At 54.9% G+C, this 19,794-nt stretch carries 14 protein-coding genes and 2 pseudogenes; 11 read left to right on the forward strand and 5 right to left on the reverse strand.

Features of this window, described 5'->3' with window-relative positions:
- Window positions 1-9: 9 nt before the first annotated feature.
- The 8 genes from WG622_RS16645 to WG622_RS16680 all read left to right on the forward strand — a co-directional run bounded on the left by WG622_RS16645 (window position 10) and on the right by WG622_RS16680 (window position 7,959).
- On the forward strand, window positions 10-270 hold the full coding sequence (locus tag WG622_RS16645; RefSeq protein WP_339404550.1) for a hypothetical protein: 261 nt from the start codon (window positions 10-12) through the stop codon (window positions 268-270).
- A 356-nt stretch (window positions 271-626) separates the two neighbouring features.
- On the forward strand, window positions 627-1,334 hold the full coding sequence (locus WG622_RS16650; RefSeq protein WP_243614284.1) for a GntR family transcriptional regulator: 708 nt from the start codon (window positions 627-629) through the stop codon (window positions 1,332-1,334).
- Window positions 1,335-1,421: 87 nt separating this feature from the next.
- Window positions 1,422-3,473: an oxidoreductase gene (locus WG622_RS16655; RefSeq protein ID WP_243614285.1), complete on the forward strand. Its 2,052-nt coding sequence runs from the start codon at window positions 1,422-1,424 to the stop codon at window positions 3,471-3,473.
- Window positions 3,474-5,327 (forward strand): DUF3483 domain-containing protein, encoded by a 1,854-nt coding sequence (locus WG622_RS16660; RefSeq protein WP_243614286.1) that lies wholly within the window; start codon window positions 3,474-3,476, stop codon window positions 5,325-5,327.
- A complete protein-coding gene (locus tag WG622_RS16665; protein WP_243614287.1) occupies window positions 5,324-6,280 on the forward strand; it encodes an electron transfer flavoprotein subunit alpha/FixB family protein in 957 nt (318 codons plus the stop codon). Before WG622_RS16660 ends, WG622_RS16665 begins: the two co-directional genes overlap by 4 nt.
- Complete coding sequence (locus WG622_RS16670) at window positions 6,273-7,088, forward strand: adenine nucleotide alpha hydrolase family protein (protein ID WP_243614288.1); 816 nt, start codon at window positions 6,273-6,275, stop codon at window positions 7,086-7,088. Before WG622_RS16665 ends, WG622_RS16670 begins: the two co-directional genes overlap by 8 nt.
- Complete coding sequence (locus WG622_RS16675; protein ID WP_339404551.1) at window positions 7,081-7,458, forward strand: rhodanese-like domain-containing protein; 378 nt, start codon at window positions 7,081-7,083, stop codon at window positions 7,456-7,458. The genes WG622_RS16670 and WG622_RS16675 overlap by 8 nt, the downstream gene beginning before the upstream one ends.
- Window positions 7,459-7,611: 153 nt before the next feature.
- Window positions 7,612-7,959 (forward strand): RidA family protein, encoded by a 348-nt coding sequence (locus WG622_RS16680; RefSeq protein ID WP_243614290.1) that lies wholly within the window; start codon window positions 7,612-7,614, stop codon window positions 7,957-7,959.
- A 146-nt stretch (window positions 7,960-8,105) separates the two neighbouring features.
- On the opposite strand, the pseudogene WG622_RS16685 reads toward WG622_RS16680, so the two are convergent.
- Window positions 8,106-8,304, reverse strand: a pseudogene (locus WG622_RS16685) (integrase core domain-containing protein); the annotation flags it as partial.
- A gap of 85 nt (window positions 8,305-8,389) precedes the next feature.
- A pseudogene (locus WG622_RS19285) lies at window positions 8,390-8,902 on the reverse strand (IS30 family transposase); the annotation flags it as partial.
- A gap of 539 nt (window positions 8,903-9,441) precedes the next feature.
- Between WG622_RS19285 and WG622_RS16700 the strand changes: the two are divergent.
- From WG622_RS16700 to WG622_RS16710, 3 genes are read left to right on the forward strand one after another with little or no spacing between them, the layout of a single operon-like run.
- The gene (locus tag WG622_RS16700; protein ID WP_339404553.1) at window positions 9,442-11,721 is read left to right on the forward strand and encodes a TerB N-terminal domain-containing protein; all 2,280 of its coding nucleotides are present in this window, start codon (window positions 9,442-9,444) and stop codon (window positions 11,719-11,721) included.
- Window positions 11,708-13,018: an ATP-binding protein gene (locus WG622_RS16705; protein ID WP_339404554.1), complete on the forward strand. Its 1,311-nt coding sequence runs from the start codon at window positions 11,708-11,710 to the stop codon at window positions 13,016-13,018. Before WG622_RS16700 ends, WG622_RS16705 begins: the two co-directional genes overlap by 14 nt.
- Window positions 13,019-13,027: 9 nt before the next feature.
- Window positions 13,028-15,211 (forward strand): DEAD/DEAH box helicase, encoded by a 2,184-nt coding sequence (locus WG622_RS16710; RefSeq protein ID WP_339404555.1) that lies wholly within the window; start codon window positions 13,028-13,030, stop codon window positions 15,209-15,211.
- A gap of 77 nt (window positions 15,212-15,288) precedes the next feature.
- Here WG622_RS16710 and WG622_RS16715 read toward each other — a convergent pair whose 3' ends face one another.
- From WG622_RS16715 to WG622_RS16725, 3 genes are read right to left on the reverse strand one after another with little or no spacing between them, the layout of a single operon-like run.
- Entirely contained in the window at window positions 15,289-15,579 is a 291-nt protein-coding gene (locus WG622_RS16715; protein ID WP_339404556.1) for an HNH endonuclease domain-containing protein, read from the reverse strand.
- Between the two features lie 14 nt (window positions 15,580-15,593).
- Window positions 15,594-18,650 carry an AAA family ATPase gene (locus tag WG622_RS16720; protein WP_303959234.1) on the reverse strand — a complete coding sequence of 1,019 codons (3,057 nt, stop codon included), beginning with the start codon at window positions 18,648-18,650 and terminating at the stop codon, window positions 15,594-15,596.
- Window positions 18,647-19,792, reverse strand: coding sequence for an exonuclease SbcCD subunit D (locus WG622_RS16725; RefSeq protein WP_339404557.1), 1,146 nt, complete (start codon window positions 19,790-19,792; stop codon window positions 18,647-18,649). Before WG622_RS16725 ends, WG622_RS16720 begins: the two co-directional genes overlap by 4 nt.
- Window positions 19,793-19,794 lie beyond the last annotated feature (2 nt).

The raw sequence follows: 19,794 nt of genomic DNA on the forward strand, positions 1-19,794 counted from the left end.
TAAACGATTTTGAAATTGCTCTTACGCCTCGGCGTGTTTGTTGTGGTGCTAATTGTTGACCTTCTGATCATGATCTACGCCGCCTTTGGGCGCGGGGTGCCCTACGCAGATATCTCAACCGAGCCGCTCTTGCCGCAGAGCGCGATTGAGGCCGCAGTCGTCGCTGACCGACCCATTAGAAACGCCACTGTTTCGGCACACAGGCGCATCTGTTACACGGTCCATCCGGAATCGAACCCGAACCGCGACTGCTATTGCCTCCGAGGGTAGGGGGCTTGGCCCATCTCTTCCATCATCTTTTCTTGGAACACTCGGCGGGTGTCGGAAGACGGATCGAGATCTACAATCGCAAGCGCTCACATTCCACCCTTGGCTGTAATCTCCCAGCCGTGTTCTATTGGCTAAGAGAAGACGAAACCCAACTCGATCAGCAGAAGCAAAGATAGCTTAAACTACGCGGAAACCTGTTTAAACATTGGAGAGTAGCTCAGTCTTGGGGGAAAACTACCCACCTATAGCAGAAAAATTCTGGGGGTAGAGCGATCATTCGAGGTTTTTGGATTTTTGACATATCAAAAAAGTGCAATAGGATCGCAGTAGAGGTCGAGAAAAAAGGAAAATCCGTAGTGCGTCAACCATCCACGACCCTGGAGACGGGACCGAAGGCGAAAGAACGTTTATCAGACGTGGCTTACGATGCTATAAAGAAAGACATAATTACGCACCGCCTGCCTCCACAAAGCAAGATTTCAGAGGGGCGTCTAGTGGATTCGATGGGTCTATCACGCGCGCCAATCAGGTCTGCACTGGCGCGACTTCAGTCAGAGGGGTTCGTTTATTTGCAAACGAGTAAAACTCAACTCGTTGCCCCTCTGAACCTTGCGAGATGTGAAGAAGTTTTCCATTTGAGGAACATTCTCGAACCGGACGCCGCGCGTCAGGCAGCAGGCAAAGTCGATGCTGAAGAACTGCATCGGCTGAATGAAGCTTGTGCAAAAAATTACACTGCCGGAAACGCAGACGAAGAATATGAACTTCTCTTAGCCAATAAGGAGTTTCATTTGGCAATCGTTCGCGCCTCGGGGAATGATCTGCAGGCGCAATTCATTGAGCGACTGCAAGACATTGCTATGCGTATTCTGTGGGTGTCCCTTCGGGTTAGCAACCGTTCGATCGTCTGGAGTGAGGGGCATCTCGAAATCATTGAAGCACTGATCGCTGGTGATGGAGACCGTGCCTATAAGGAGGCACTGGTTCATCTGACCAACGGACAGGATATCGTTAATCAGATACTTAAGCACTCATCGGTACTACGGCAGGTAAATTTGTCTTAGAGAAAATGACATTCCAAAATATAAAATTGACATGTTAAAAGCGCCTTGGCAAATTGGTCAGCAATTGCTGACCAAGGGTCGAGACCATTGCCAAACTACGAACCACTATTCCGCCCGTTCAAAATAAAGAGCGTAACGATCAGAAACAGGGTCATGTCTACGGCCCACACGTCTGGGGCGAGCGAAGATGGAAAACCGAAGGAGAAATACCAAGCTTACCAAGAAGAGAAGGCGCGCGGAGGGATCGGTTTAACGATCATCGGAGGGTCGACCGCAGTAGCCCCGGACAGTCCTGGTGCGGACATGCTGCACCTTGACGCCTCATCAGACGATATCATCCCATATTACGACCAGCTAGCTGATCGCATTCACAAACACGGGGCCACCGTTTTTGCACAGATTGCGCACATGGGACGGCGTGCTAACTGGGATAACGACAAATGGCTTCCTCCGATCAGCCCTTCAGGCATTCGGGAAGCTGCGCATAGGTCCTTTCCGAAAGTTATGGAAGACTGGGACATACAGCGCGTCGTCAAAGCTTTTGCCCAGTCCGCGCGCCGAGTTCAAGCGGGTGGGATGGATGGCCTAGAGTTGTCGGCAACCCACAACCAGCTATTCGATCAGTTCTGGTCTCCGAAAACGAACTTGCGAGAGGATGCGTACGGAGGCTCTTTCGAAAACCGCATGCGATTCACATTTGAGGTTATCGATGCCATCCGCGTCGAAGTTGGAGATGATTTCCCCCTTGGACTACGTATGTCCGGTGATGAACTCCTCGATGGGGGAATGACGCACGAAGATTTGCTGCGCGTCGCGTCGGCCTTGGCGGAACACGGTCAACTCGATTATCTTGGAGTATTGGGAGGAAGTGCTGAAAATTTGCCTTCGCATTCCATTATTTTCCCTGGAATGGAAATGCCTGCGGCTCCGTTCCTTTCGCTGGCAGCGGCGGTTAAGCACCATACAGGTTTGCCGGTCTTTCACGCCCAGAGGTTGGCAGACGTTGCAACAGCGGCACGCGCTATCGAGGAGGGGCACATCGACATGGCGGCGATGACGAGACCGCACATAGCCGATCCCCACATCGTTCGAAAGCTGCAAGACGGTAGAGAAGATCAGATTCGGCCCTGCGTTGGGGCAAATTACTGCATCGATCGACTCTACGCAGGTGGCCAGGCGCTTTGCTTGCATAGCCCAGCCACCGGGCGCGAACAATCCATGCCGCATGACATTTCCAAGGCGGTCACTGTTTTGAGAGCAGTTGTTGTTGGGGCAGGGCCAGCCGGCTTGGAAGCGGCGCGGGTTCTTGGGTTACGCGGTCACAATGTCACGCTCTTTGAAAAAAAGGATCAAACAGGGGGACAAGTGCGTCTTGCCGCCGCGCTTTCGTGGCGCTCGCCTTTGCTCGCGATTACGGACTGGCTCGAGGCCCGGGTCAGGGAAATTGGAATCGACATTCGATTGAGCACGACTGCAACCGTCGAAGAGATTTTATCTCTGAACCCGGATCTAGTTATCGTAGCCACTGGCGGTCGTGACAACGATGAAGCTCCAATTCCAGGTGTATCCTTGGCGACGACTCCGTGGGATATCCTGATGAATGGTGCCACGGATTTCGGGTCTGATCCGGTGATGGTATTCGATGACAACGGTGGCGAACAAGCGCTGTCTGCGGCTGAGGCTCTGGCCAAGTCAGGCGCTAAGGTGCATTTCGTGACCGCAGATCCCACGCCTGGAGTCCGATTGGAGCGGACTACCAGACCGACCTTTTTCCGGAGGTTGTATGATCACGGAGTTGAGTTCCATACCAACCAACGCCTGAAGCGCATTGTATCACAGGGTAACGCCCTCAAAGTGACAATCGAGAACGAATACAATGGTTCGCTAGAAACACAGCAGTTGTCTGGTGTTGTCGTTGATTACGGAACCCGGCCCAACGACCAATTGTATTTTGATTTGAAGTCAAGTTCGACCAATTTGGGCGCCGTTGATCTCGGTGCGCTGGTTCAGGGTACTCCGCAGAACATCGCGGTCAACGAGAAGGGCGAGTTCAAACTATTTCGCATCGGGGATGCAGTAAGTGGCCGCAATATTCACGCAGCTATCTTTGACGCTCTTCGTCTGTGCAAGGACTTGTAAATGCCTGTTCTTCTGTTGTTTGGTTTTTTTACCACCGTCGCAGTTGTGGGTGTATTGTGGCGTTCGCGCGTATGGTTGCGCGGGAGGTCGGATCCCCACTATCCTAGCCTATTTAGCCTACTGCGCGGTTTCGTGGCCTTTCCGCGCCGGTATCTTGTAGATGTACACCATGTGGTTGCACGGCGACCAATAGCAGCGCGAATGCACGCGATGGGGGCAGGGGGATTTCTAGGTTCGGTTCCCGCTGCGATCGCGGTGCACATGGGATTGCATGGATTGCCAAGTGTCATGATCTTGCTGTCTTTTCTATGCATCTGCATGATCGGTGCGATATTGGACATTTTGCGTCGCGCCGCTGAGAAACGGCGCTTGGCTGGAGGCGGATACGCTCAAATGCCGTATCTGTTGATCGCTTATAGTGTCTTTCACGCTGTCGCTATTCTGCCTGAGCTTCAGATTTCTTCTCTTTCGTCTTGGAAAAGCCCGTTTGGCCTTGCGGTTTTGGCCTTTGGCATCGCAGTTCATGCAATGTTGTTCGTTGGCTGCTTTCACGGCCCGTTCAGACATGCAGTGCTTGGAGCCTTGCATGTTTCCTTACATACGCGCCCAGACCGGTTTGACAGCAAAGCGTCCGTCGGGTCATTGTTGCCACAGCGGGAGGCATCGTACGGAGTCGCTGATCCTACGGAATTCACCTGGACTCAGCTGCTGTCCTTCGATGCTTGCGTTCAATGTGGTCGATGCGAGGAAGTGTGCCCGGCCAACGCAGCGGGGCAACCCCTGAACCCCCGTGGTTTAATCGTTGGGCTCGCGCAACAATCGGGCGCGCTAGTGACGTATGAAGGCAATGACCCGGGTCCCTTGATCTTAACCCAAGGGAGCGTCATTCTGGCAAATGACACATTGTGGTCGTGCACGACCTGTGGCGCTTGCGTGCAGGCTTGCCCGATGCTGATCGAGCACGTGGATGCAATCACTGACGTTCGGCGTTCTGTTATTCAAACAAGTGCTCAAGCGCCCCGCGAGCTGACTCGAGCCATCGAAAACACACGCGATCGTGGCAACACGACTGCCCAAGATCCCAACAAACGTTGGAATTGGGTCGAGGAGATGGGCGTACCTGTACTACCAGTTGGTGGGAAAACGGATGTCCTGCTCTGGCTTGGCGATCACGCTTTCAATCCAAGGCACAGGCGTGTTCTGCGGCGTCTGATCGAAATGATGGCCGAGGCGGGCGTCGATTTTGGTATCCTCGGAGAAGATGAATGGGACTGTGGTGACTGGGCTTGCCGCGCAGGGGATGAAGCCACTTTCCAGGAATTGGCTCGGGCCAACATCGAGGCTCTCTCAGCGCGGCGTTTCAATCGTATCGTGGCGCCAGATCCTCACGCGGTGCACGCACTCAAGAACGAGTATCGCCGGTGTGGCGGGGCTTTTGACTGCATTCACCATTCACAACTGCTTTCCGAATTGGTCGACAACGGTCGCTTGAAACCAAATCAGGATACTATGGGCCGGATTACCTATCATGACCCATGTTATCTGGCGCGCTACATCGGCGAAACCGATGCGCCGAGAGCGGTGGTCGAAAAGTCAAGCAGGGAACTTGTTGATCCACCTCGTACCCAGGAAGCGACATTCTGTTGCGGTGCTGGTGGTGGTGCAGCGTTGTCTGACATCGCTGGGGAAGCGCGTGTTCCAGACATTCGTATGGCCGAGCTTGCTTCGACTGGTGCCGACTGCGTGGCTGTTTCTTGCCCCAATTGTGCAGTGATGTTGGAAGGTGTGACTGGCGACGGTCCACAAGTTCGCGACATTGCAGAAATACTTTGGGAGGCAACGCGACCGTCATGACTCTTGAAAAAAGTGACAACCTAAAACACGTTCTGGCAGTGCCGGACTTTGCCAGTGGGTCAATCGCCAGGGAAGACAACCTTTTCATCAATGCGGTGGCTAGCTTCTGTGCTACCGTGGGGGCGGAATTCTCGATGCTCGCGCCGAGATCTTTCCTTGAGGATCTCGGTAAGACTGCAAGCCTGCTTATTGGTTGCGACCTGCCTCCGGGCGTGTTCCAAGCTGATGCTTTGCATGGTGTGATTGAAGCCTTAGTGAAGCAATATGGTTTTCACACCGTTGTTTTTCCAAGTTCGGAATGGGGTGAAGATCTCGTTCGGCGGCTCTCGGTAAGTGGAAACAAAGCCTTTGCATCTTGTGTTGGTTTTGTTACCGAACACGGCTTCGTGCAACATATCGGGCAGGACCATGAACTGCTTGTTGCGCCATGCGAACTACTAACATTGTCTGAACAATTCGTAGGTGCGGACGCAAGAGCAGCGCCAACCCAAGAGATTGGCTTCGCGTCTGTTTCGACTTGCAGTGTTGAGTTCATTGAGATGGGTTGCGAGCAACTCGGCGACGTGACAACAGCCCCACTAGAAAGTGCCCGTTTCATTATTGCAGCCGGTAACGGGGTTACCGACTGGAACAGTTTTGGTGAACTGGCAAAAGCGCTTGGCGCTACCGTGGGCGCCAGCCGAGTCGTATGTGATCGGGGATTTCTACCGCGGGACCGACAAGTAGGCAGTTCGGGTACGCTCGTTTCCAGCCGCGTCTACATTGCTTTGGGTATCTCTGGGGCTGTGCAACATCTTGACGGAATTCACGACGTTGAATTCGTGATTTCGGTCAACTCAGACCCAGGTGCTCCGATTCACTCTCGAGCGGTCTTGCCCATCGTCGCCGATGCAAACGCCGTTGTTCAGCACCTGTTAGAGGCTTCGGTTACTAAGGAGCACGGCCATGGTTAAAGTCTTGGTTCTGTTGTCGGCTGGAAGAGATGAGTTTTCGGGCAAAGCCGTGCCGTCGGCCTCAGACGCGCGTGCGGTCAAAATGGCTTTGAACCTGAAAAATGCAGATGTGACCTACGCGCACATTGGATCGGCGGACGAGCCGTCTCTAAGGCTGTATCTTGGTTTGGGTTGCCCTGAAATTGAAGTTTGGACGTTGGAAGCAGACGCGTCTTTGTCGTCTACACTTTCTAAGCATTTAGAAGCCATCGAAGCGGATTTGATTTTGACAGGAGCCGCCTCGAGTTCAATGGCCTCGCAGGGTCTCTTGCCGTATAAGCTTGCTTCCAAACTGTCGCGCCTGTTGCTGCCAGGAGTAGTTTCAGTCGACCTAGAAAGCTCCAGAATTACGGGTGTTTGCCCCGCACCTGATAGGACACGCCGGTTGATCGCCGCTGAGTTGCCGGCGATCGCAACCGTATCTCCTCTCGCACCGGATCCGGGACAGGTCGTTCAATCATGGCAGCGCTCGGGGAGGATTGTGCGCGAGACTGACACATCAATTTCCGTTTCCAAACAAGTGCCTAATGTCGCGAGACGTAGGTTTCGAGCCAAGCCTTTGACCGTGCCAGTTGGAAATCGAGCATGGGAGCGGGTGCGCTCGGTCATCGGATCAGTCGACGTGGCGCCGAAGGCTAGGGCGATGTCTCCAGAACAAGCCGCTCAGGCAATCCTGTCCAAACTCGAAGACCTTGGCTTTGCGGTGGCGGAGTCTAGCGCAAATGATGACGCAAAAAAAACAAAGGTGGGAGAAGATTCAAATGACTAAGGCACTGAAATCGTTGAGCGAAGAAGCCTCTAAGGATGTTGAGCAGGTTTCGACGAAGGAAGCCCTATCCTTGTTCAAGGAGGGGAACACTGTTTTTGTCGACGTCCGTGAGGATCACGAAAGAGCGGGGTCCGGAACGATCCCGGGGGCAGTCCATTTGCCGCGATCTCTTCTGGAGTGGAAATTAGACTGCGGCGATCCCAATCACCGGCCTGAAGTCTTCGATGCAGTTAGGCCGATTTTCTTTTGCGGTGGCGGCGGTCGTGGGCTTTTGTCAGCAAAGCTTGCTCAAGAAATGGGCGTGACAGGAGCTCGAAATCTCAACGGCGGGTTTCGGGCTTGGGTGTCGTTCGATGGTCCCTTGGTATGATGGAAGTCAATTGACACACATTAAGTGACATGTCAAAAAGGCCGCTATGATATGACAAAATAGGCGATTGTCATAAATGTGATGAAGGTAACTGTAGCAGAAGTTGCGATCGCGGCTGGACGAGTAAAAAAACTTCTAGAATAGGAGGATGTTTTGATCATTGAACGTTTGGACCTAACCCCACGGTACTCAAAAATCGTGAAGCGTGGCGACATCGTTTATCTAGCTGGGCTAATTGCCGAGACATGGGACGCAGACATCGCGATCCAATCCCAAGAAGTCTTCAATCAGATAGACGAACTTCTGGCAAAAGCTGGAACGAATAAGTCCAGGCTGCTGACTATGACCTGCTGGATCGCTGATTTTGCCGACTATGGAGTATTCAACGAGACTTATGACGGTTGGATCGACACCCAAAACCTACCAGCGCGGGCTACGGTAAAAGCTGAACTGCTGGATCCTACACTCAAGATTGAAATTATGGTCACGGCCGCTGTTTGAGCGCTGACCCAAACTTACGAGAGAGAAAACGAGACTCACTTCACTGGACGAATTCGTGAGCTACTCCCCAATCCTTGGACAGGATTCCACGTAACTTTAGCTACTCTCGGCTCCTGCTGATCGGTTTGGTTTTCGTTTCTTCTCAGTCAATAGACCACGGCTGGCGGCTTGCCGACAAGGGCGGAAGGGCGCTTCTGCGGTTGTGGACTCGATCCACTTTTCGACACCGGCGTTCGCCTCTGATCCGGTCTCCCAAGCGTGCAGGTAGATACACTCGTATTTTAGGCTCCGCCAGAGCCGTTCGACAAAGATGTTGTCGAGGAAGCGCCCCTTGCCATCCATCGAGAAGCCATGCGGTACCAACCCAGCGAATGGTCGATCGGTGTTTGAGTCAAACCGCCCGAGAACTGGCACCAATCGTATGACTGTCGGTGTTCATGATCTCGGGCCGCTGATGAATGGACCGATCTGGTGGAAACATCTGGCCTCTGGGGCGTCTGGCATAGCGCGGCCGTCGTTTCTTTCGACGGCTGGGCAGATGGCGCGCCAGCCGCTCGGATTGACCTTCGCGGCTGTAGACATAGGCGTAGATGGTTTCATGGCTCACCCGAATCGGCTACGCATCATATCCAAGTCGGCCCGCAATCTGTTCCGGTGTCCATCCTGTCTTCAGGCGGTCAATCACATGCGCGCGCAAACCCTTCAAGCGGATCAGCTTCCGCCGTCGCGCACGCCTGGTATCTGCCGTCCGCTGTGCATTTACGCCGTAGTACCCATTCAGATACGACAGCTCTTCGTCTTGGAATCCGTTGCGCTTGATCTCGCGATAGACAGTCGAGCGATGTCTGCCGATCACTGCCGCGATCTTGCTCACCGGGATCTTTGCATTCAACATATCCTCGATTGCGCGCCGCTCACGCAAATCCAGTTCTGTGTGGGCCATGTCCGTTCTCCTTGCTTGTCAGCAAGATAGGGGATTTGTCGCAAGCCAGTTTAGAATGTGCCCCTACACTCCAACTGGGCTGATAAGGTTTATTATGTTAAGTAAATGACCTCGCGCCAAGCTGAGCATATGTAGTGGTGCTTTCCGAGGAAACACTCAGCAACTTAAGCGATAGCTGTTGCAAACGATCTCCTGCGACTTAGGGTGATCGAAAAGGTTCGTTTAAGATGTCGATGATCATAAAAGTATTCAGGATAGTTTTCTTTCTCATTTTGTATTTCGTCCTCTGCATGATTGCTGTGACGACCATTTTTCAAAACTGGCCCGATGGCGCACAGATGCTGTTTTCGTTCGGGACGCCAATTGCGATGGTTTCGTGGGGCGAGAAAAGGCGAGCAAATAGGCAGTCACAATCAAAAGACGACATTCCTCGAGCGGATGCCGAACTGGCACGAAGATCACCCAAACCACAAACCAAGGCGGAACGGCGTGATCGACGAGACCAAAACGAGCGAGCCAAGAGGCGAGAACAGGCATTGATGGAACGCAATCGCGACGCCATCCTTTCGGATTCCTCTCGTAGCCTGCACACACCAGTGGATGAAAATAAGCCAAAATATCAGCCGCCCAAGCAGGACTATGCCGCCATTGTAAAGGCAGGTAGAGCGTCGTCAGCGGATCTCTCTCAAGTCGCTGACAGGAAGGAACGCGCGAGAAGCGCCACCCGCAAAGCCACCCGACGCGCCGGATGGGTTCCGTCATCTGAATCTGTCAGTATCGGCGGGCGAGAGATTGGCGGAATGATTTATGTCGGCACGCCGCCGCGCTTGAACGACTATGGTTATCGGGACAAGTGCCGGGCCTACATTGACCCCTCCCTGTCTGTCGCCCGTGAAGGCACCGACAAGGTGGGGAACTACATGCCTTATTGGCCTGGCTACTCGGAAATCCCATCGCAGTGCCGGGCAACCTATTTGGATTGGCTGGCAGGTGGACGTTCCGATCCATCATATGATCCGGGCTACATGTTCCTCTATTTCTATGGATTGGAGCGCCGTTTCGTTTTGGACCAACCCTTAGATGCTGAAAAGCGGGAAATCTTGCAGGAAGTCCGGCGTTTGAAAAGTCTCTATCCGGATAACGGCTCGGTGCAGCGGTATTTGGGGGAATTCATTCAGCTAGCGCAATTATCACTAGTGAACGACGATAGCGATTTGGAGCCGGTTTTCGATTACCGAGGCTGGGAACTGCCCCTGTTGTTGAAAGTCGCAATCGGGAGCCGCGCGGGGCGCGGAGAACTCCTTTCGGCAGATTGGGCTCTTAGTTGGCTATTGTGCCATCCTGAGCGTCGATTGCGCACACCTGCGACACGATGTGTAGAAGAGTTCCACGCTCTATTCAGGCTGCGGTTTGAAGAGCGGTTTCCTGGGGGGCTCAAGGTGAACAAGCCACGTAAAGTGCTTAAATCCACCTATCAATCCGCATCAAGTGAATTTCAGGCGCAAATTGAACCCACGTTGGATGGAGCCAAGGTACCAGACATTTCTGGACTTAGAAAACCCGTCGAGATCGCACAGGAAATCGCAGATGAGGTGATGGACGATCTCGACAAGCTCAGCCGCTATCTCGGGCGGAACCCCGATGGACGGGGTAGCGTAGAAGCACAAGCCCTTTTGCCTCAGGAATTGTGGGAGCTGTTTCCCAGCGAAGAATTGGAAAGACTCAAGGCTTGGGCTGCGGAACGTGTTGGTAGTGGTGGTTTAATCCCTGTTCTCGACGTTGTTGAACGCCTTGAAGGAACGCGGCCAGAGAAATTGAGCAAGCGTATCCTCACCGGCGCAGCGGATGCGTTGGCACGGATCGGCTATGGCTTTGCCCCGGACCCTCGGTTCGCTCTGCGCTCACCCAAGCTGGATGAACCTGTGGTGTTGTTTGAGTTGGGTGAATCTGTCGGGCAGCTGGAAAACGTGTCTGATGACTACCGCGCCGCGTTGATCGAGGCTGCGTTGGGATCATTTGTGGCACATGCAGATGGGCAGATCACAGAGAGTGAAAGGAAGTCGTTGTTGGCCAAGGCCACGGACGTAGATGGGTTTAGTGGGCAGGAATACCGTCGCCTTGCTGCGAATGTGGAATGGATGCTGGCAGTTGCACCGGACGTAGCTTTGCTCCGGCGCAAGCTCAAGGACACTGGGCCAGAGGCCATGGCGTCGATCAGATCGGCATTGGTTGCGGCAGCCCATGCGGATGGCGTGATCCAATCTGAAGAGGTGGCTGGCATCGAGAAGATCTACAAGGCGTTGGGGCTGGACCCGGCCTTGGTCTATTCTGACCTTCATGCCGGGGATGTCAGTGATGGCCCGGTGCGTGTTCGCGCCGCTGAACCCGGTGCTGCGGGAGAGACCATTCCTGATGAAACCCCATCCGGGCTGCCAAAGCTGGATGCCGCTCGGATCGCGGCCATCCAATCCGACACCGCGCGGGTCTCTTCGGTATTGGGGGACATTTTCGATGATACGCCGGAAGTGCCCGAGGACGCCGAGCCGAATGAAACGGTTCTTGGTGGTTTAGATGCCAAGCACTCGCATCTGGTGAAAGCCCTGATCGCACAGGATCATTGGACGGAAGAAGCGTTCGAGGAATTGTGCCGCGCTACGGGGCTTCTTGCCTCGGGTGCCATCGAAGACATCAATGAATGGGCCTATGACAGCTATGATGAGGCTCTGCTGGATGAATACGATGGTTATGACGTTTCGCCCGACCTGGCCGCGCAGTTGAAAAAGAAATTTGAAGAGGAGATGCCCCATGTCGAGGCTTAAACCCCGTGAACGCGATGCAATTGTTCAGGCCCTGCGGGCGGGTGTCGTGCCCAAGCTGGGGCTGCGGCATATTCAGGTCGGACGGGTGCGCGAGATCGAGGAACTGGTCAAGGACATGGATCGCCTTGCGGATGGTGGGTCTGCGATCCGCTTCATCATCGGTGAGTATGGCTCGGGCAAGACATTCTTTATGAACCTGATCCGCCTTGTTGCGCTGGAAAAAGGGCTGGTGGTGATGTTCGCCGACCTAGCCCCGGATCGTCGCATTCACGCGACCGGCGGGCAGGCGCGAGGGCTTTACGCTGAAATGGCGCGGAACCTATCGACCCGGACCAAGCCTGATGGCGGGGCGTTGGCCAGTGTTGTGGAGCGATTTGTATCAACCGCCCATCGAGAGGCTGAGGCTCGCGATCTGCCCACTGGCAATGTGATCCGTGAGAAGCTGGCCCATTTTGAGGAACTGACCGGCGGGTTCGAGTTTGCGGAGGTTATCCGCCGCTATTGGGAGGGGCATGAAAACGGGGACGAGGAGTTGAAGTCCTCGGCCCTACGCTGGTTGCGCGGTGAGTTCGCCACCCGCACCGACGCCCGCAAGGCGCTTGGGGTGCGCACGATCATCAATGACGCCAGCGTTTATGACCATCTCAAGTTGATGTCCGCCTTTGTGGTCGAGGCCGGATACAAAGGGCTGCTCGTGGGCATGGATGAGATGGTGAACCTCTACAAGCTCACCTCATCGCAGGCCCGCAATGCCAATTACGAGCAAATCCTGCGCATCTTGAACGATGTTCTGCAAGGTAGCGCTGAGAATCTGGGCTTCCTGATGGGCGGAACGCCCGAGTTTCTGATGAACACGCGCCGGGGACTTTACAGCTATGAGGCTCTGCAATCGCGATTAGCGGAAAACACCTTAGCCCGCGAGGGACTTGTGGATCTTTCCGGCCCTGTAATCCGTCTGGCCAGCCTGACCCCCGAAGATCTGTTCGTTCTGCTGGCCAATGTGCGCCGGGTGATGCAGGGCGAAGACACAGCCTTGCCCGATACCGCGCTGGAAGCCTTCATGACCCATTGTTCCGAGCGGATAGGCGAAGCGTATTTCCGTACCCCGCGCAACACTGTGACAGCTTTCGTCAACCTGCTTGCGGTGCTTGAGCAAAACCCCGGTGTGGAATGGTCGGACCTGATCGATGATCTGGACGTGGCTAACGATCAGGGCGATGATATGAGTGATATTGACGAGGCAACCGGGTCACAGCCAGCCGAGGGCGACGACGATCTGGTCAGTTTCAAGCTCTGATCTGGTGCAATGAGTTCTGCCTTCGACAAGCTGGCACGTCCGGTTCAAAAATGGGTGCGCTCCAAAGGCTGGCGGGAACTGCGCCAGATACAGGCGGATTCGGTTCATGTGGTCATGGATGGCAATGCCGACCTGATTGTTTCAGCCTCGACCGCGGGCGGCAAAACCGAGGCTGCCTTCTTGCCCCTGATCTCGCAGGTTCTGGACGCTCCGTCGGAGCGCGACGGGTTCGATCTGGTTTATATCGGGCCGCTGAAGGCGCTGATCACCGATCAGGCGATGCGGCTCGAAGACATCTGCCGAGAGGCCGGTTTGCCTGTCTACCCCTGGCATGGGGACGTGTCGGGCAGCGTGAAGGCGCGAGCCCTAAAGGCCCCCAGGGGCATCCTGCTGATCACGCCTGAATCCCTGGAAGCGCTGTTCGTGCGCCGGGGGTTGGAAATCCCGCGCCTGTTTGGAGCCACGCGGGCGGTTGTGATCGACGAATTGCACAGCGTTCTGGACAGCGAGCGCGGTGTTCAGATGCGCTCTTTGTTGACACGACTGGAGATAGCCGTGAAGCGTCCGATCCGGCGTGTCGGGCTGTCGGCTACGCTCGGTGACATGAATATGGCGAGCGCGTATTTGCGACCTGATAATGCAGAGGCTGTGCAGCTGATCGAGGCCAAAGGTGGAGAGGCCGAGCTGCTCCTGCAGCTGCGCGGTTATGTGTCCGGCGGTGAGGATGAAGACGCGCCATCTGCCACGGATGCGGTGTCCGAGCACTTGTTCAGGCACTTACGCGGTAGTGACAACTTGGTGTTTGCCGGAGCGCGACAATGGGTCGAAATCTATGCCGACCGGTTGCGCAACCTCTGTGAAAAGGCTCATTTGCCGCAGGAGTTCTACCCGCATCACGCAAGTCTCGCACGGGAACATCGGGACTTTGTCGAGAAACGCCTGAAAGATGCGAACCTTCCAACAACCGCCGTTTGCACCTCGACGCTGGAACTGGGCATCGACATTGGTGACGTGGCCTGTGTGGCCCAGGTAGGTGCTCCGTTCAGCGTGGCAGCCCTGCGTCAACGGCTGGGACGTTCCGGGCGCCGCGAAGGGCAGCCTGCAATCCTGCGCCAATATTCGGTTGAGGCCAGATTGGATAGCGAAAGCAGCTTTGTCGATCAACTCCGCCTCGGACTGATCCGCGCGATTGCCATGATCGAGCTATTGCTGGAGGGCTGGTGTGAGCCACCAAGACCTGAGGCCCTCCATCTTTCCACGTTGGTGCATCAGATCCTGTCGGTAATTGCTGAGAGAGGCGGTGCGCAGGCAAACAGGCTGTATCGCGTCCTTTGTCAGGAAGGACCGTTCCGGCGGGTGGACACCGGGTTGTTTCTGGACGTTCTCCGGGCAATGGGGCGACCTGAGGCTGAATTGATAGAACAATCCTCTGACGGCTTGCTGTTGCTCGGTGCGGCAGGCGAGCGAATTGTCGAGCACTATAGCTTCTATGCAGTATTCAAGACGCCCGAGGAATTCCGCCTTGTTGCCGATGGCAAGGAACTGGGCACATTGCCGATCGACAATATTCTGACACCTGGAATGCTTCTGATCTTCTCGGGGCGCAGGTGGGTCGTGCAGGAAATTCATGATCTGGAGAAAGTCATCCTTGTGAAGCCCGCAAAGGCAGGGGTTCCGCCACTATTCGGCGGCGACCCTGGCATGATCCATGATCGCGTCATCGAAAAGATGTTTGACGTTCTGGAGGGAGAGGTTGAGCCAAGCTACATGGACAAGATATCCCTTCGCCTGCTTAGCGAGGCACGGGCCAACTTTGAGCGGTGGAGATTTGCTGAAACGCCTGTCGTCGAAATGGGTGACGGAGCTTGGATTCTAGCAACACGCTGCGGCACAGTGAAAACCACTACTTTGGCAATGGCGTTAGGTGCCGAGGGCTTTCAGATAACTCAGCACGATGGGTTTCTGCTGGTTGAATCCGGTGAAGCAGAGCAAACTCTGGATCAGGTGCTATCAGAAATGGCCAACGCAGCGACCCCTGATTTGTTCGCCCATTCGCCGAACCTGATTTTTGAGAAGTATCACTCCTACCTCACTCCTGATCTATTGAAATTGGATGCACTTTCCGCGCGGGTAGACCGCTCCTGCTTGCAAAGCCTTTGTTCAGATTTGCGAGCGCAGAAAGCAACTATCTGAAGGAGCCGCAAATGGCTTTCGTATCAGGCTTTTTGCGTTTTTTCGGCATCGCAAAATCTTCGCCAGTTTCCGTAGGTTTACCAACTACGTTTCCGATAGGGTGACTTTGTGCGTGTAAGTGTTTTGTTAGACTTTCGCTGGTTGGCACGAGTTTGTAGCGCCTGGAGGTTTCTCCGCGCGTTGGTTCCGCCCTTTGACTTCGGCCAGATGTGGTCGACTTGCCAACCCATAGGGCTGTTTCTGCCATAGGCCGGTTTGTAGATTACGTTACCCTGGCTATCCCTGCGATAGAGGTTTGGGTTTTTTCCCTTGACGCGGGGCGCTTTGGCCCATGCGTGCTGAGCTTTCCAGTTGTTTGAATAGGGCATAAATTTTCCTTTCGTTAGGCAACGTTTCTTCGTGGGTGAATGTGGGAGCCGGTCGGCGTGATCTCGATGTCGAAGCCTTCGGTGATCATGGTCTTCACCTGTTCGGTGTGGGAGATCAAACCGACCGAACGCATGTCGTTGGTAAGGTCATAAAGCGTCTCAAGAGCCGTGTTCAGGGTGTCCTCGTCGAGAGTTCCGAAGCCCTCGTCGATGAAGATCGCGTCCAGCTTGATGCCACCACTGTTGCGCTGAACAACGTCTGAAAGTCCAAGGGCGAGTGCGAGCGATGCCTGGAACCCCTCCCCTCCTGAAAGGGTCTTTGTGGGTCTCGATTTCTCAGTGTTCCCGTCGAAGACAGAGATTTCCAAACCTTGTTTTTGACGGCCGCCACCGGTGACTTCGGGTCGCATCAAATGATACCGCCCATCAGTCATTGGCCCGAGACGGTGATTGGCAGCCAAAAGCACCTCGTCAAACATTGCAGCGATGGCAAAATCCGGGAGTCGTACTTTCCGATCGTTATTTCCGTTGACCAGGTCCGAAAGCCCGCCAACGGGTCCATACTCTTTCTCAAGGTCGTTGATTTGTGTGGTCAGGCGCTGAACTTGACCTAGCACCTGTTGCCGTCCGTCGAGTTCGTTTTTCAGGCGAGACTGGGCATCCCGGCTCTGTTCCAACGCTGCCCGCGCTTCATTTCGAGCCTTGGTCAGCAAGGCGAGATCAGGAGTGGGCTGATCCCCGATGTCTTCCGTCAACCCACGAAGCCGTGCGGTAATTGCTGCAACACGATTTTCGTAGTCGCTTATCTGTGCCTCTAGAACGGAGAACTGGGCAACATCGTCTTTTGCTGCCTGGAAAGCCTCCTCGTTCAGCCCGACTTTTTCGAGTTGGCCGAAGAATTCACCTTGTGCTTTCTTCAAGCCCTCGGATGTTTTTGCGACACCGTTCTGCGCGATCTTTGCGGCTTCCTCGGCTGCGCTGAAGACAACGGCCGCATCCTTTTCGCCGGCAACGGCAGCTTCATGATCGGCGGCCAGTTGGTCGTGCTTTGCAATAGCTGCCGAGAGCGCTTCAGAAAGCGCGTTCACGGGGCGCAACTCATCGGGTACGCCTTTGAGCGTCGTGTCATAGGCGGTCAGTGCCCGGACTTCGACACCTTTGGCATCCGATACGGCCGACTTTGCGTTTTCTAGTGCTTGGGCTGCATTGCTGGCGAAAGCTTCGGCGGAAGAAATCTTACCCTCGAGATCCGCAAATCTGTTATCAGCTTCGAGCGCATTTTTCTCCTCGCGTGCCGCCAAGAGGATCGGAGCCAGCGCCACGCGATCTCTCTTGGGGCATTCAAGCGCATCCACCTCATTTTGCCGCTCGACAAGCGTAGCTTTCGCCGCCGCCAACGTGGTTCTCGCTTCAAGTTCGTCGTTCTCGGCGGAGCGCAGTATCTTTCCTGCTCGCTCGAATTCATCATGCCGACCACGACGCTCAGGGTCCCCACTGGCGGGATCGGGGTGGTTTAGGGCTCCGCAGGCTGGGCAGGGTTCGCCTGGCTTCAGTTTTCGGGCGATATGAAGCGCCTGAATTTCGGTTAAGTCCTGTTCCGCATGCTCAAAGGCCGCTTTGGCTGTCTCAAGTTGTTCAAGCGCCTCGTCATGCTGGGTCGAGAGCCGATCCACCTCCTTTGACTGACGGTCCCGCTTGAGAACGGCAGTCTCAAACTGATCCAGGGCTTGCGACTCTGTGTCAAGCGCGCTCATTGCGGTTGTTGCTTCCTGAAGCGCGCGTACGTGTTGGGGGTGCTGCTTTTGCAGATCGCGCAGGGCGGACAATGCTTGTTGGGCTTCTACGTTCTTCTTCTCGGTGGCGGCTTTGGCCTCCTCAGCCGTTTGTGAGGTCAATTTCGCAGCATTCAACTCTTCCAGCAGTGCTTTGGACTGATCGAGCGTCACCTGCTGACGTTGAAGTTCTGACACCCTGGCCTGTGCGCTTTCCCGCTCCTCTCTCTGCATATGAGTACGCGACAGCGTTTCCCGTGCCCCCGTGATGGCATCGGTTGCGCTCTTTAGGTTGTCTCTTGCTTCGTGTTCGCGGGCCGCCGCCGTGGCGCTTTCGTCACGGGCAGTCTGCAGTGCCGCCTCGGAAACTAGAACGTGTTGGGCGGCACGCGCCTGCTTTAGCCGGATGCGCACGGCATCGATCGTTCCGCCTTCTGCCTGCAACTCCGAGTCTTCCTCTCGTGCGATTGCAAGGGCTTTGAATTTCTCGGCAAGTGCCTCGCCCGCAGACAAGCCTTTTTGACGTTTCTCAAGTGCCCTTGTTTCCGTTTCGATGGTCTTATCGAGCACGGCGATCTGATCGATCATTGATTGGATTGCTTGCGACAGTTGGTCTTCGCTCTGATCGTCAAGAAGAGTTGAGCGTCGGATTTTTTCGTCGCTGATCTGACGATAAAGCGTGGCCGCCCTGGCCTTAATCTGGGCGGTAAATGTTTCGTAAAGACCGACATCAAAGAGCTGTTTCAGGATTGGTGAACGCTCGTCTGAACTGGCAGTCAGGATGCGACGGAAATCCCCTTGTGGCAGCAAGATGATCTGCCGAAACTGTTTTGCGTTGTATCCGAGAAGCTCTTCGACCTGTGCGTCAACAAGGCCAACTTTCTTTTCCGCAAGTACTTCGCCTGGATTGTCCTCTGAGATTTCCTCGAGTTTCATTCCCGTCGCCCGGAAGAGATAGGCTTCGTGTGCCTGCGTTGTGGTGCCGGAACCGCGAAGCGCAGCACGTTGCTGGACGGGAATACGCCGGATGACGTAGCGGTCCTCTCCCAGATCAAAGACCAGTTCAACTTTGGTGATATCTTTCGCATGATCGTGATGACACACCATATCTTCGGGCGCTCTTTCTGCCCCAGAAGACTGGCCAAAAAGAGCGAAAGAGATTCCGTCAAAAACCGTAGTCTTGCCAGCACCGGTTTCCCCATAAATGCCGAAAATACTCGCTTCGAGTGATGAAAAGTCGACGACCTCGGTGCCCGCGTAAGGCCCGAACGCGGTCATTGTCAGACGGATCGGTTTCATTCGGTGTCCTCCAGAATGGGTTGATCCAGCACTTCCTTGGTTACTTCGAGTTCCTGGTCCGTCGATCCCTCTCCGCGAACGTATTCGAGGAATTCGCCGATCACGCCGATAGGATCATCCAACTTGGATTGGGCGCGACCCGCACTGTTCATCACGAGCTCACGGGTTTTTTCGCGAAGGGTCTGCAGGATGTTGGGGTAGTAGGGTCGAAGTTGAGCGGCCGGCTCGATCAAGGCACCTTCATCAAGCAAGATTGCGCGGATGTAGTCGTTGCTGGGGTGATTTGCCGCGTCGGCAATCAAATCGGCCAGATGTCCCATCACCTCTCGCACATGCCGTAGGGGTTGGAAGGCGACAGATCTCAGGTCAACAATCTGTCCATCCGGATCGAGATCGAAGATTGTCATTGATTTTGTGGTTCCCGCTTCGTCAAACCCGAAGGCTAAAGGCGATCCGCTGTATCGGATTGAGTCCCTGCCCGCGATCTGCGGGCGATGTAGATGGCCAAGCGCGACGTAGTTCGCGCCGTCGAAGATGGAGCTTGGCACGGTTTCGACTGTGCCTACGGAAAGCGTCCGTTCGCTTTCGGATGGTTGGCAATTCGTCACAAAGGCGTGGGCGACGACAATCCAGCGGGCGGTCTCTGGGACGTGCGCCTTGGCTGCAGCGATCTGTGCGCGCAAGACGTCTTCTGGCGAGCGGATGCTTTCGTCTCCGAAGGCACGACGAGCGGCATAAATCTCCGCATATGGAAGCGCAGAGATAGCAACTGGACCAGCACCGTCCTCGAGCACGAGTGGCAACTCATCGTTCGAGACAGGACCGCGCACTAAGATGCGGTTCCGGTCAAAGAGCTTCGATGCCGTTCCAAGCCGCTGTCCTGAATCGTGGTTTCCGGCAATCACCACAATGGCGGACTCAGTCTCAATATGAACCCGCTCAAGGAAATCGCTGTAGAGTTTTATCGCGGCCTCGGATGGAGAGGCCTTGTCGTAAACGTCACCCGCGACGATCAGGACATCGACTTGTTCAGCTACGACCGTTTCAAAGATCTGATTGAGTACGTGCGCGTGATCCTCGTGAAGTGACACGCCTCGCAAGGTCTTGCCAAGATGCCAGTCCGCTGTGTGAAGTACTCTCATTT

It is taken from the genome of Cognatishimia coralii (genome assembly GCF_037478305.1).
Classification (GTDB): Bacteria; Pseudomonadota; Alphaproteobacteria; order Rhodobacterales; family Rhodobacteraceae; genus Cognatishimia; species Cognatishimia coralii.

What these genes read in the sequence shown, in the direction of transcription:
- WG622_RS16660 (WP_243614286.1), top strand. Translation starts at nt 3,474, where the DNA reads ATGCCTGTTCTTCTGTTGTTTGGTTTTTTTACCACCGTCGCAGTTGTG.
- WG622_RS16665 (WP_243614287.1), top strand. Translation starts at nt 5,324, where the DNA reads ATGACTCTTGAAAAAAGTGACAACCTAAAACACGTTCTGGCAGTGCCG.
- WG622_RS16670 (WP_243614288.1), top strand. Translation starts at nt 6,273, where the DNA reads ATGGTTAAAGTCTTGGTTCTGTTGTCGGCTGGAAGAGATGAGTTTTCG.
- WG622_RS16675 (WP_339404551.1), top strand. Translation starts at nt 7,081, where the DNA reads ATGACTAAGGCACTGAAATCGTTGAGCGAAGAAGCCTCTAAGGATGTT.
- WG622_RS16700 (WP_339404553.1), top strand. Translation starts at nt 9,442, where the DNA reads ATGGAACGCAATCGCGACGCCATCCTTTCGGATTCCTCTCGTAGCCTG.
- WG622_RS16705 (WP_339404554.1), top strand. Translation starts at nt 11,708, where the DNA reads ATGTCGAGGCTTAAACCCCGTGAACGCGATGCAATTGTTCAGGCCCTG.
- WG622_RS16710 (WP_339404555.1), top strand. Translation starts at nt 13,028, where the DNA reads ATGAGTTCTGCCTTCGACAAGCTGGCACGTCCGGTTCAAAAATGGGTG.
- WG622_RS16715 (WP_339404556.1), bottom strand. Translation starts at nt 15,579, where the DNA reads ATGCCCTATTCAAACAACTGGAAAGCTCAGCACGCATGGGCCAAAGCG.
- WG622_RS16720 (WP_303959234.1), bottom strand. Translation starts at nt 18,650, where the DNA reads ATGAAACCGATCCGTCTGACAATGACCGCGTTCGGGCCTTACGCGGGC.
- WG622_RS16725 (WP_339404557.1), bottom strand. Translation starts at nt 19,792, where the DNA reads ATGAGAGTACTTCACACAGCGGACTGGCATCTTGGCAAGACCTTGCGA.